The sequence below is a fragment of the Petralouisia muris genome (assembly GCF_004793545.1).
GTDB lineage: Bacteria > Bacillota > Clostridia > Lachnospirales > Lachnospiraceae > Petralouisia > Petralouisia muris.
The window spans coordinates 1-13,560 of record NZ_SRYA01000002.1 but is presented as its reverse complement, the minus strand read 5'-3'; the positions used below and the strand labels follow the sequence as shown (position 1 = coordinate 13,560).

8 protein-coding genes and 1 pseudogene are annotated in these 13,560 nt (G+C 43.4%); 2 read left to right on the top strand and 7 right to left on the bottom strand.

What is annotated here, in order from left to right:
- Nucleotides 1-90 precede the first annotated feature (90 nt).
- The 3 genes from scpB to E5329_RS01210 form a co-directional block, all read right to left on the bottom strand.
- The gene (gene scpB, locus E5329_RS01220; RefSeq protein WP_135987767.1) at nt 91-660 is read right to left on the bottom strand and encodes an SMC-Scp complex subunit ScpB; all 570 of its coding nucleotides are present in this window, start codon (nt 658-660) and stop codon (nt 91-93) included.
- 14 nt (nt 661-674) lie between these two features.
- Entirely contained in the window at nt 675-1,436 is a 762-nt protein-coding gene (locus E5329_RS01215) for a segregation and condensation protein A (RefSeq protein WP_135987766.1), read from the bottom strand.
- Between the two features lie 243 nt (nt 1,437-1,679).
- Nucleotides 1,680-2,543 (bottom strand): metallophosphoesterase, encoded by an 864-nt coding sequence (locus E5329_RS01210; RefSeq protein WP_135987765.1) that lies wholly within the window; start codon nt 2,541-2,543, stop codon nt 1,680-1,682.
- Nucleotides 2,544-2,680: 137 nt separating this feature from the next.
- Between E5329_RS01210 and E5329_RS01205 the strand changes: the two are divergent.
- A pseudogene (locus E5329_RS01205) lies at nt 2,681-3,076 on the top strand (D-alanyl-D-alanine carboxypeptidase family protein); the annotation flags it as partial.
- A 17-nt stretch (nt 3,077-3,093) separates the two neighbouring features.
- Here E5329_RS01205 and E5329_RS01200 read toward each other — a convergent pair.
- From E5329_RS01200 to E5329_RS01185, 4 genes are all read right to left on the bottom strand, one after another.
- Nucleotides 3,094-4,674: a recombinase family protein gene (locus E5329_RS01200; RefSeq protein WP_135987763.1), complete on the bottom strand. Its 1,581-nt coding sequence runs from the start codon at nt 4,672-4,674 to the stop codon at nt 3,094-3,096.
- Nucleotides 4,675-5,031: 357 nt separating this feature from the next.
- Nucleotides 5,032-5,292, bottom strand: coding sequence for a hypothetical protein (locus tag E5329_RS01195; protein WP_135987762.1), 261 nt, complete (start codon nt 5,290-5,292; stop codon nt 5,032-5,034).
- Nucleotides 5,276-5,578, bottom strand: coding sequence for a hypothetical protein (locus E5329_RS01190; RefSeq protein WP_135987761.1), 303 nt, complete (start codon nt 5,576-5,578; stop codon nt 5,276-5,278). The genes E5329_RS01195 and E5329_RS01190 overlap by 17 nt, the downstream gene beginning before the upstream one ends.
- Before the next feature lie 86 nt (nt 5,579-5,664).
- Entirely contained in the window at nt 5,665-12,450 is a 6,786-nt protein-coding gene (locus tag E5329_RS01185) for a coiled-coil domain-containing protein (protein ID WP_135987760.1), read from the bottom strand.
- Nucleotides 12,451-12,621: 171 nt separating this feature from the next.
- Between E5329_RS01185 and E5329_RS01180 the strand changes: the two genes are divergently transcribed.
- Nucleotides 12,622-12,942: a hypothetical protein gene (locus tag E5329_RS01180; protein WP_135987759.1), complete on the top strand. Its 321-nt coding sequence runs from the start codon at nt 12,622-12,624 to the stop codon at nt 12,940-12,942.
- Nucleotides 12,943-13,560 lie beyond the last annotated feature (618 nt).

Below are 13,560 nucleotides of genomic sequence, written 5' to 3'. Positions count from 1 at the left end.
TATGAAAAAGCCGTTGCGTGGTCATTTAACCATGTAACGGCTTTTTAAAGGATATGCTCTCTCTGTGATATTGAATATCAAGATGAAAAGTCAGACATCTAATTTCAGATGCATTTCTTCTTCTGCCTGCTGTTTAAACTCTTCCAACTGCTCCTGGTTCAGTACCGGGAGTTCTTCAATGGACTGAACCCCGAAGCTCCTTAAGAAATCTTCTGTAGTTCCAAACAACAAAGGCCTGCCCGGGGCGTCCAGTCTTCCCAATTCACAGACTAAGTTATATTCCACCAGCTTATTAATGGCATGGGCACAGCTTACCCCTCTGATTTTTTCCACCTCCAGCCTGGTGATTGGCTGTTTATAGGCAATAATGGATAAGGTTTCCAAAAGCACGTCTGTCAGCACATGACGCTTGGGCTGTTTTGCAATCTTAATCAGATATTCATACATTTCTTTCTTAGTACACATCTGAACCGCATCTTCAATTTCCATAATTTCAATTCCCCGGTTCTTTGACTGATACCGTTTCCTCATATTTTGTAAAATATCCCTGACTTCTTCCTGCGTTATTTCCAAAACCTCTGCCAGCCTTGAAATCTCTACGGACTCTCCCATAGCAAACAGAATTCCTTCTATTATTGCCTCACATTTTTCCCTTTTCATACTGACCTGACTCCTTACGCCGGCACCTGGCTGTTTTCCTGATTGGAATAAATCATTATATCATCAAAAATATGTTCCTGTAAAATATGTATTTTTCCTGTTTTCATCAGTTCCAGAACCGATAAAAACGTCACAATCACTTCCATTTTGCTGCTCTGTGCCTCTAAAAGCCCCCGAAAGCTGAACTGTCTGTGGTTCAGCGCATACTCTTCTAAATATGACATCCGCTCCTCTAATGACACTTCTTCTTTTTCGATTTTGCCGAATCTGGAACGAATGGGGTCAATCTTGTCTTCCTGTTTTCTCATTATGGAACGAAAAATGGCATTAAGTTTTTTCAATGTAACATCTGACATTAATTCCTGCAAATCCACCGGCTCTTCATATTTCCTGACCTCTTCCGGTATGGTTGGCATCTTAAAGAGGACTTTTTCTGCATCCACCTGCCTGTCCTTTAATTCATAAGACATGCATTTGTACATCTTATATTCTAGCAACTTCTGTACCAGCTCCGCCCTGGGATCTTCCTCTTCTTCCTCCGTTTCTTCCTTGGGAAGCAGCATCCTGGACTTAATGTCAAGAAGCGTAGCCGCCATTACCAGAAATTCACTGACCACATTCAAATCCTGCCGCTGCATTTCGTTGATATAGTCCATATACTGATTGGTAATCTCCACGATGGGAATATCATAAATATTCACTTTATTCTTTTCCAGCAAATGCAATAGCAAATCCAAAGGCCCTTCAAAAACCTGAAGTTTCACAGTTAAATCCATACTATTTTTCCCTCCCACCAGCAGGTTTTGTTCGCCCATTGTTTTTATGAGCCAAAATCCCTGAAACGGTATCCGACTATTTAAACAGCACTGTTACCTATTCTACCTGTATCCTCTGTTTTTTTCAAGGGAAATTTTGTCAGCAGCTGATTAATTTGCAGAAAAATCCCATTGTTCCAAGCTTCGGCTTTATCCAAAGGGCATTTGTATCGGAAATATTACTATATGGATGAAAAATAGTTCTCACTTCTTATTTTCCGGTAAAAACGTTACCGCCAACAGCTCCGCCCGGTTAAAAATCCGTATATGAAAGGTATGGGTTCCCATTCCCCGGCTGACAATCACATGTCTGCCCTCCTGTTCATAATCTCCCGCATCGTACTTGGGAAACCAGGTAAACTGCGGGGATATCACGCTCCCAATTCCGGGAATCCGAACCAACCCTCCATGATTATGGCCGCAGAATGTTACATCTGCTCCCCATTGAATATATTCCTGGGCATAAGCCGGATTATGGGCAAGAAGAATCTGAAACATTCCTTCCTGTTTAGTAGGAAGATGTTTATCCAGATAATCTGATTCCAAGGGAACAGCCCTGCCCTTTTCGTAATAATCTAACTCTAACTCCAGGGCAGAAAGCTGCACCGGATTCTCCCCCAGGGAAATTTCCCTGCTTTCAGTCCGCATCACAATGACTCCAGCTTCCTTTACCTTGGCGAGATATTTCAGAAATAAGGGGTGGTTGATTCTCTCTGGATCATTCAGCCTGCTCTCGTGGTTTCCGTAACTGTAATACACCGGAGCAAGCTTCGCCAAATCCTGCAGCGTTTTCAAGGCGGTCTCATAGGTATCGCTGTATTTTGACACCAGCATATCTCCCGGTATTAAAATTATATCAGGATTTATTTTCTTTACTTTTTGCAATAACTTCTCATTTTCTTTTCCATATGAAAATCCATGCAAATCTGAAATCACTGCCGTGGAGGCCCTTTTCTTTATCTTAGGTGAGAAAATTCTGTATTCTGTTATCTCAAACTTCGTCAATTCCCACTTTTGCCACAAAATATAGCAAAGAACGATTATCAATATAAAAAATATAATTTTCATTAATTTTTACCTTTCTGATTCTGTCTGGTTTCCTTCCTGATATTTCCTGCCGCCCGGACTTGAGAAACTTCATAAAAACCGGGCATATCATACAAGCATTCCGCTTAAACTGTTATATAACATATGGAGGTTCTGATATGCATTGTATACTGTCTATTTTCTTATCTGCGTGTTTGCTGATTTCCTCCCTGCTTCCTACTTCAGAAGCGCCCGCGGAGCAGCCTCCCGCAGAAGAAGTCACAGTTTCCGCTCCTTCTGTGGCATTAATGGAAGCCTCTACCGGCCAGATTATTTATGAAAAGGATGCACATACTTCACTTCACCCTGCCAGCATTACGAAAATCATGACTATGATTCTGATTTTTGACGCTTTGGAAGAAGGAAAAATATCTTTGGAAGATACCGTCACCGTATCAGAATATGCTGCCAGCATGGGCGGGTCCCAGGTTTTCTTAGAACCTGGAGAAACCCAGACGGTGGAAACCATGCTGAAATGCATTTCCGTTGCAAGCGCCAATGACGCCTGTGTAGCATTTATATATAGTAGACACTAATCATATGGATTTTGAAATTTATAATAGATTATAATAGACCCGTCTCTATTTACTTCTATTCTGTCAATCAGTTCTAAAACCATATCTCTTGTTAGTTTTCTAATATTGATATAATTTTTAAATGCTTCCACCCATTCATCATATTGGGTATTTAACTCCTGCTGTAAATCCGATTTCCCAACAAGCACATCTTTCTGCTTCTGCAATTCTTTAATTTCATCATCATACTCAGCAATATATGTAAGATACTCTTCTTTTGAAATTAAATCTTCCATAAAATTGTCATATGTTTTTCTTTTGAATTTCTCTATTTTATCAAGTCTTTTCTGAATGCTTTCCAACTGCATTTCATAACATTCCCTGCTATCATTATAAACCTCCATCTTTTTTAGTTCATCTATATCTTCCTCTTTCAGAATCTTTTTTGCTTCATTTTTTATAGAAAATAACACTGCTTCCTCTAAATCCTCTATGTTTACGGTGTGACTATCACAAAATACCTTTCCCTGTGTCTTATATGTTTTGCAAATATAACCTATAAACCCCTTGCTTCCACGTCTTGCATACTTTCTTGACATTGCATGTTTACAATCTGCACAATAAATTAGACCAGAAAAAATTCCATTCTTTTCCATGGAACCAACGCTTCTAGTACGCGTCTTCTGTAATTTCTTTACCATTTCAAAAACTTCTGAATCTATAATCGGCTCATGGGTATTTTCTACAATAATCCATTTTTCTTTTGGAAGCATTTTCTTCTTTTTATCCTTATAGGATAAAGTATTTACTTTATTCTGAATTAAATTTCCTATATATGTCTCATTATTTAGTATAGTATGGATTGTTTGATACGACCAATTCTTCGTTGTTTCCAACGCTCTGGAATTATGATAATTCTCGCCCAATACCTCTCTTTTATACAAAGTTGGTATCAATACCCCTTCCGAAGATAATATAGAACCTATTTTTGCTTTGCCATATCCAGATAAATATAATTTATAAATTCTTCTTACAATTTTTGCTGCATATTCATCTATAACCAAATGATTATGGTTTTGTGGATCTTTTTTATACCCATATGGACAAGAAGAACCTAAAAACTGCCCATTCTTCATTTTTGCCTTAAAAGAACTACGGATGTTTTTAGACAAGTCTTCACAATACCATTCATTTACAAGTCCATTAATCTGTCTGCTTTTCTTGTTTTCTTCATTATCTGTATCAACACCATCTACAACACCAATAAATCTGATTCCCAGATTCGGTAAATCATGGTGTAGATATCTTTCAATATGTTCCATGTTCCTGGAAAATCTTGATTGGGTTTTTGCAATGATAATGTCAAACTCATTCAGCTTTGCATCAATCATCATTTTTTCAAAATCTGGACGGTCATCATATAGCCCGCTTTCATCATCATCCGAATACACTTTAACAATCTTAAAATTATGTGTCAAAGCATAATCCGTTAATAAAAGCCTTTGATTTTTAATGCTTGCGCTATCATCTCCCTTACTGATTTTATCAGCGTCTTCTTTGCTTAGCCTTAGATATAATACTGCACGATTTCCTTTCATATTGTTCTCTCCAATCGTATTTATTATATCCTCGTATCATGTACACTAAAACTATTATACATGATACAAGATCTATTTTCTATTGTTTTGTGCGTTTAATAATTACATTTTTCATACAATCAATTAATTTTTTATCTCCATAGACTACAGTTACTTTTATATTTTTGTTACTTTTTTCCAAATTGCATCCTCACTAATTATTATTAATATCATTTTATTCTTTTCACAGCTTGTCCAATTCACAATTCCATAAAATTAAATGCATCCTAAACTATTGATTTGTTTCTATTTAGTCTCGCAATTTTTTCAGCATACAAAAGACGGTAAGTTTCATATTTACCGCCTTTTACTTGAATTTCACTTACATTTCCGTTTCATTTTTTCTTTCATTTCTGCCATTTCCTTAATTAATTCCACGTATTCCTGTTTCATTTCGTTCAGTTCTTCAATCAGTCCCGTGTATTCCCGGTATGCCTGCCCGGCGAGGGTTTCCTTGCTTTCCATGTTTCCAGGGCAGCGCGCTTCCAACTGTTGCCTCAATATTTCATTTTCCTCTTCCAGGCGGTTTATGATGTTCTGCTGGATCTGGATTTTTCTGTCTTTACGGTTTAATTTCATGCTCGTTTCCTCCTATGGCTGGCTGTATTGATTCTTCCCTGTCCTCACAAAGTATTTTGTAAAGAACGTTGCGCATAGTGCAAAGTGCGCTTGTCTGCGCGGTCATAATGCATGAAATTAGCTGGGCTGCAAAATCCCTGTCCCTGCCTTTCCCTATCCCGTCTTTTTCCAACGCTGATTTGACGATGGTGATGTTGTCCAAAAACTTTGAAAGCGTGTTGTCTCCCGTTTCCTGGAAACTGCCTAAAATAATCCTGTCAATTTCTTCTCTTTTCATTTTTTTCATTTTTGTATTTTCCTTTCCGGATGCAGGGACGCATATCCGTGCAGTTGGATGCGTCCCTTATCCAATTCATTTAAGAAATAAATTTATTATCTCACATACCTCATTACGTCCATTGGTCGGTAGTTTTTCCCCAATGCGCAGACGGTGTTGTGCTGCATAATCTTTATGGTGTCTCTGTTTGTGGCAAGGGCGTTGTTCAATTCCCTTACAAATTCTTTTTTGTCATTCACCCCGTTCATTACGATTCCACCCATGTTGATGTTCACGTCCCCGCCATTGTACTGGTTGTTCTCCGTAATGGACGGAGGAAGCGGCGCAAGGGCGGCGGTCTGCGGCTGGACGCTGGGAATCCCGAATTTTTCACGGATAAACTCTGGCGGCATCTGTGAGATTTCCCATAAACGCTTGCTCATTTCGTCCGTGAACACCATGTCCCCCTGGCCAACTTTTGTAAGCGTGCCTTCGTCCTTTTTGAAATGAAGCTCGTCGCCCTTTTCGCCAAGGAACGCAAGCTGCTCATAGGGGATGTTTTTGGAGCCAACGCGGAACCCTTTCACCCCGATGGATTTCAGCTTCTTGTAAAGGCTTCCGGAGGTTTTCTGGTTGTCGTATTCCACCCCGAGTTTCTTTGCAAGCTCTTTCATCTGGGCGGTGGTCAGGATTTTCTTGCCGTGCTTGTCATAGAGTTTCTTATTAATGTCGGTAAGCTCGCTCCGCTTTGCCTTTGTGCTTTTCAAGTGCTTGTCCAGGTAGTCGTTCGCCGTCATTAGATCTTTGAAGTCCTGCGTCCGTTTGGAAATCCCCGTTTCCTCCAGAATGTCGGTCTTGCCGTCCTGCCCGTCCTTCCCCTTGATGGTTTCGTCGCCTGAAATCTGGACGGCTGCGGGAGCCTGCGCGCCTCCTTTTGGAACTCCGCCCGTCCCCTGGGTGGCCGCGTTTATGATTGCCTGGTCTGCTCCTGACGCATTGTTTGCGCCTGTTCCAGAGTTTCCGCTGTCAGCGGCTGCGTCCGCGTTTGCGGAAGAGGCGATCTTGTCCGCGTAGGCCGTCATTTTCGCATGGAAGTCTTTCAGTTCCGTAAGCACTGCGTTGACGGAAGCCGCAATCCCAGTCCCTTCCAGGAGTTTTCCGAATTCCTCGGTGGGGGCGTAGCCGATTCCCGTCATAAGGGACATGATGGACTTCCCAGTCTCTGCGGCCGTGGCTTCCATGTCCTCCGTCAGCTTCCCGAAGTTTTCCGCCAGGGAATCCACGATAAGCTGGATGGCTTCGTCAAAGCTGTCCTGCAGGTCAGAAAGCATTTCCTTCGTGTCTGAGATGTATTTGTCGTACTGCGTCTCCTGCAAATCCTTTTCCGCTTCCTCTAAAGAAACCTTTAACGTCTGGATTTTCGCCCTCGTCTCTTCCGACATGTCGCCCGCGTAGGCTTCCAGCCGCTTGCGGATTCCCGCGATTTCCTTCGCCTTGTCCGCGATGTTTTTCTGGTAGTCGAACGCGTCTTTTTCTTTGTCCAAAAGATCCTCATAGTCGCTGATCAGGTTTTTCAGCTTGCCGGAGAGGGCTTCATACCCCTGCGTGTAAAGGTCTATGACCGCGTATTTTTCCTCCTGCGCCGCCTGGATGCATTCCCGGTAGGACTGGAGCAGCTCGTCTTTCCGGTCAACCAGCTCCTTGTTATAAGGGTCTTTCTCCAATTCGCTGTTGATTCTGCGGATTTCAGACGCATAGTCCTCCGCCTGTTTCCGGTAGTTTTCATAGTTCCCTGCGTGCAGGAACGCGGCGGCTTTCCCCCGGCCTGTCATCCATCCAACGTCCTCATTTGCAAGGCTTTCCCGGGACAGCTCACCAATCAGGAAATCCGTTTCAGAGACAGTGTTTTTAATCCTGCTTTCCAGGTAGTCAAAATTGTCCCAGTCAATCTGGCGCATTTGTTTTTTGAATTCGGCCAGGGAAACGGCGGATTCCTCGATTGCGTTCGTCACGTCGTCAATCCTGCCGCAGGCTTCGTACCATTCGTCTGAGAATTTCGTGACCGCGCCTGTGCTGACGGACTGGTTTAAGGAATCCGTGAGGTCTTTCCGTTTCCTCGCCAATGTTTCGTTGGTTTTCTCCTCATTCTCCGTCAGCCGCTCATAATATTTTTTGCTTGCCTGGTATCCTTTGGCCTGGGCAATGTCCATGGAATTGTCAATTCTGGAAGCCCTCTGCTCAAAGACGCTTATTTTGTGCCCGTAATCCTTGTCGATGTTTTCCATCTTTTCCAGGGCGAGTGCGGCCTTTTCTGTCTTTGCGGTCTGTTCATACAGGTCTGCGGCCGCTTTGGCTGCGTTCATGGCTTCCAGGGCTTCATTGTAGTTAGAGCAGGCAAGCCCGAAGCTGTTGGAGACTGCATATGCTTTTTCCAGATAGTCAGCGGGAATCAGGATGTTCTTGCTTACATATTTTGACTTAATTTCGTTTATGACAGCGTTCCCAGAGGACTTGTTAATTGCGCTCTTTGCATTGCTGTAATCTGTCACAGACGTATTGTATGCCGATTTATATGTGGATGCGTTCTGGGAAATGTTTGAAATCTGCCTGTCCACATATTGGTTCTTCGCTTCTGCTGAGGTCTGGTTTTTGCTGGTTGCAGCGTGCAATTCGTTTTCTTCATCCCTGCCGGACACTGTGTTTGCAGCTTTTTCCCGCTTTGCCTGCAATGCGGACGCATATGCCTGGGCTTTGGCAAGGGTTTCCGCTTCTTTTGCGCTTAACTCATTTTCCACCGCTTCATTGTAGGCTTCACAGTTATAGTAGTAGGTTAAGTTGCCCTTTAAATGTTTCTGGCAGTACTCCTTGACCGCTTTCAGGGAGTCGGAGTCAATCTTTTTCCCCGCTTTGATTGCCGCAACCGCTTTCTGCAGACGCTTTTTCAGCTTTTTGTCTTTCAGCTTTTTATAGGATTTCTCTTTTGCGAAGGACGCTTTCCCTGCCGCCGTTTCCCGGTCTTTTACAGCGTTCTTTGCGGCCTGTTCCTGCGCGTTTGCGTTTGCATTGCTTAAGCGCGTCTGGGTGTCTATGTTCTGGTTTTTGGCCGCTGTTGTTTCAGCGTTTGAAAGCGTGGCCCTGTCCGCTTTGGACTGGTTCGCGTCCAAAGAATTGTTTAACTGCTCCTGCCTGAAAGACTTCTTCTCTTCCTGCGCGGTGAGCGCATACATTTCCAGGTTTAATTTGTTTTCCTCTTCCGCATTCTTGTTCGCATTGTAAGAAATGCAGTGGGAGAGGAGCGCATTTAATTCTTTGTATTCTTTTCCCTTTGCGGATTTCAGCGCGTTCACAATCCCGTTTATGGTGGACGCGGAAACTAATTTGCCCGCTTTGACTTTTGCGATCGCCTGGGCGAACAGTTTTTTGTTCTTTTTGGAAACGTCCTTCTTATTGGCCTTTAAGATTTTGTTTCCATAGGAAACCCTGCTTTTGGCCGTCTTATTGTACGCGGTCTGTAAGTTCTTCTGCCTTGCGTCAATGTTCTTCGCTTTGTTGTTTAGCAGGCTGTTCTTCCTGGACGCAGTGGATGCAGTGGACAGTTTTGCGTCCGTTCTGCTGTCAGCCGTGTCCTTTGCGCTGTTTTTGGCTTCCGCGTTCTGTCCGGCGAGATTGGCGGACGCAATCGCGTTCTCGGCCATGGACTGGGTCAGCTCCTGGATGGATTCATTGTTGGAATTGATCCGTTCATTGTATTCACGCCACGCTTCGGAGCCTTTTGTCACCGTCTTTTGCAGCTCTTTCAGCTTTTTGTTCTGGTTTATGAGGTTTTTGATCTGGGACTTTGCGTTTTTATTGAGCTTTGTGTAATCCTTTGCGCTTGCGGAGAATCCCCAGGTTTCTTTGAAGTCCATGTTATTCTGGATGCGTTTGCTTGTGGATTCCAGCTTCCCAAGGAGTTTTTCATATTTGGTGATTAAGAGTTCAATCTTTTCCCGGGCAAGCTCTTTCTGGGTCTTTTTAAGCTCCTCTAATTTCTCCTGGCATTCCAGGGCTTTTTCATACCACTCTTTGTAATTTTTAATCCGTTCCTTTAATCCGTCGTCTGAAACGTCCGCTATGTTGACGCTTCCGTCCCTGACCTGCCTTGCCCAGGATTCTTCTAATCCAATGCTGTTCGCCTTTGCAATGTAAGCGTCATAGCCCTTTCTCTGGATGTCAATTTCCTTTGCAATCTCAGAAATGGCTTTCTTGTATTCCCGTCCTCTTTTGGTGAAGCTGCGGAACGTCTCTTCCGCTTTTGTTTTCAGCCGTTCAATGGCCGCTTCCACCCGTTTGACGGCGGTTTCAATGAAGTCGAAAGTTTCGATGGACTCCTCTTTTGCGGAGGAGCCGGATTTGCCTGACTTGCCGGAGCCTGATCCGCCAGTTCCCCCTGACTTTGCGTAAAACTGTGAGGAATCAAGCTGTGCGCCTTCCAGCTGCGCGCTGAGTTCCTGTTTCAGCTTTTCCTCCGTGGATTTCACCATGATGTTCCTGGCGGAATCCCCCACCTTCCCAAACATGGTGCCAGTGTCAAACTCCATGGACTTAAAATGCAGCAGCGCGTTTGCAAGGTTCTGGATGTAGGAGGTGGAGGCTCCCGCCGCGTTCGCAATCGCAATGATCTGGTCTACGTCGTCCTGGGTGTTGATTTTTACGCTGTTCACGTCCATCTTTGAGATGGCTAACGCTGTAAGATAATCTGAGGTCGTGTCGGAGGCTTCCCCTTCGCTTAACAATGCGCCGATCTCTTCCCATGTGATGTCAGAAAGTTTCTTCCCTGCAAGTGCCGCGTTGTCTTTGGCCAGGGCAAGGCACTCTTCCTGCATGGCGAGCCTTGCGTTCACTAACTCGGAAGCGTTCACAACCCCGTTCTCTTCTAACATTGCAATGGTGGCTTCCTTTGTTTCAGCGGTTAAATCGTCCCAGATCCCGCTGCCGTCAATGACGGAAGTCGCAAGGCTGTCAAAGGCTTTCTGACATGCGCCAATGTCATCTGAATTTTGGGTGACGGTTTGAATGAAATCGTCATAGGCTTTTCCTGCGCTTTCGAAAGCGGACGCAAAATCGTCATTGTTTAAAATGGAAGACCAATTAAATTCCTCCCCGTCCTGCACATCGTCATAAACTTCCATAAGCGTATGGAGTTTGTCTGTGACGGACTGCACTCCGTCCAGGGAATCTTTGTAGGATGGAGTTGAAATTTCTCCTGTGTCCTGGTTCTGGATCTCACTGTTCCATCGCTCATACCATTCTGAAAACTGTTCAGCCGCAGCCATAAAATCATTGACTGCTGTTTCTAAATTTTCTTTTGACAATGCGCCATCGGCCAGTATTTTCCCAATGCTTTCATCATTTTTCATTTCATCAAGCATCTTCTGCCGGTATTCTTCAAAAGACTTCACGGAATCAACCGATATCTTTGAAAGCTCCTTGCTTGAAGCTGAAAGGCTTTGGATAGTTGCTTCCACAAGGTTGTTTGCCGCTTCCGCTTCACTATCCTGCTGTTCCCCGTAGCTGCTGATTGCATTAGCCACACCTTGGTACATACCCGTATTCCTGAACCCATTTTCATCGAGGAATTCTTTGAACTCTTTCAGCCGTTCCACCTTTTCTTCTAACCCGTCAATCCCTGTGGTGTCAACGACAAGCCTCATGTTGAAGATATTTTCATCCTTGTTCTTTCGGAAAATATCGCCAAACCCACTGTTCGTAATAAATTTTACAAATTCATCATATTTTGCCTGTTCAAATCCTTTTACTTTGTGTATCTGTGTGGATTCTGTGCCGTTCCATTTCAAGGACACATCGTTTCCATAATCATCCGCATTCCCTGTCATGACATCTGACTGGTAGATTGCGTTGTCATATGCATCCTTTGCATCCTCCGCATTCTGCCTTGCCTTTTCAGATGATATCTCTTTCAGTCTGCTTAACTGCTCTTCCAGCCCGCCATTCACAAGGTCAAGCGTTTTCGCTTCGGAACCGACCAGCCCAACAATGTCATTCTGGATTTCCTTTATCTGTTCCCTGGCATCGGAATCTATGACAGATGCAGATTTTAATTCCTGGTATTTCTGAATCAATTCCTCTAAAGATTCCGCTTCTTCCTTATTGGAGCTTACCTTTTCTTTGGATTTCTCAAATAACTCTGCTGCCGCATCGCTTTCCTTCTTCTCCGCTTTTTCCAGGTTATTAATGACAGCAATGACACCGCCTATGGAAGCAATTGCAGCAGCAGCCCATCCAGCCGGTGTTGTTGCCAGCCATTTAGCCGTTGCCTTTATCTGTCCCAAAACCGCTTTTGTGCCAGCTTTCACCGTAGCAATCCATTTCGGCATTTCGCTTGCTGTCTGCGCCTCCATGGAAAGCATCACCCCTGTACGCATTGCAAGCTCTTTCGCCTGTGCTTCTGTCAGGGCATTTGTAGCGACTGCTTCTTCCAGTTTCCTTGCAGTGAGCTTCAGCGTCTGGTGTCCCTGCCCTTCCATTGCTGCGGACAGTCCGAGTGAAGCCATTGCTGCGGATGTGTCCGCCTCTGCCCCCAATACTGTCTGTAAATTCTCCTGCACCTGTGCAACGGTAAGTTTCTGCTTACGCGCTAATAATCCTGCATCTGCCATGGCCTGATAGTTTTTAGCTGCATTTGATTCATTTACCGCTAATGTTTCAGCTATTTGTGCATTGGTTAGCCCCTGTGTGGACAGCAGTAATGCCGCCTGTTTCGCCTCCAAACCTTCAATGGCTTTCGCATACTCTGCCACTGGTGTTGATGCATATAACCCATTGGATGATGCTTTAATCGCTTGAAGCTGGGTTATGTAATTTTGAATCTGAGCACCATCTAAGCCTTTAAATACTTGCAATTGAACACCTGATAAATTAGAAAACACATAATTTACCTTATCAAGTTCAACCATTACATTTTTAATATCACTAACTACTGTTTTTAAATCTTTGATTTTCTTTTTATGAGATTGAATGAATTAAATTTCTTTGTTATAATTGCTATATTAAATCAAAAAGGAGTACCACATATGGCAACTATAAATATCGTATTAGAAGGTAAAAATAAGGGTACAAAAATTACTGGTGGTACAATGCTTTATGCAAATGGTTGGTTATCTAAAAACAACATTTCCTCATACACTGTAATAGATGAATCCAACAAAGACCAATATTCCTTCTGGAAAGGTGCATTAGGTGTTGCACTTTTCGGAAGTATTGGTGCTGTTGCCGGAATCAGTGGCAAGAATAAGAAAGAATATCTTATCGCTATCGAATGGAAGGATGGCGATAAGTCCCTGATCCTTATCAATGACGAATATTACAAGGTATTTGTAAAAAGCATGTTTTAACCGTTTCATATTTACCTTTACAATTTAATATTGTTTCAATCCCATTCCATACTGCTTCCTGGAGTTCCCTCCTTGCTGGTCTGGTTACCAGCGAGCATGGACTACTATATGTTACATTTATATAGTAGAAACTGGACTGGATTTCTGAATCTTGCATATACAAGACCCTGTGCCTTACAGTCTCTTGACCTTCACCCTGTATCCAGGAGGGCAGTGTTCCCAATGCTGCCCCAAGGGGATTCCCCCTTAGCTTGGTTTCGGACGGCTCTGTATTATCAGGCTATTCTCCATCATAGACTGATCTACTGTATAACATTATTGGTTAGTTATATAGTCCCATATATCATATATATGGGTTAGAGTTCCCCGGTGTATTACTCTGCTTCCACATTTCATACTTTGGCACGTTTTAAAACTTGCTGCAAGGTGTCACCACCCTACAGGGCAAAATCGTTTGATCTACCTTTGTTTATAAAAGCAAAAGCACCTAATCCAATAGTGCCTATGCTTCCAAGTTTGGATGTTAATTTATTCAACACATCCAATAATGAATTAGTTCCATTACTGAACCACTACCGGCTAAAGCCGGTAGGTTCGCTCTGCTGCTAAAGCAGCCTA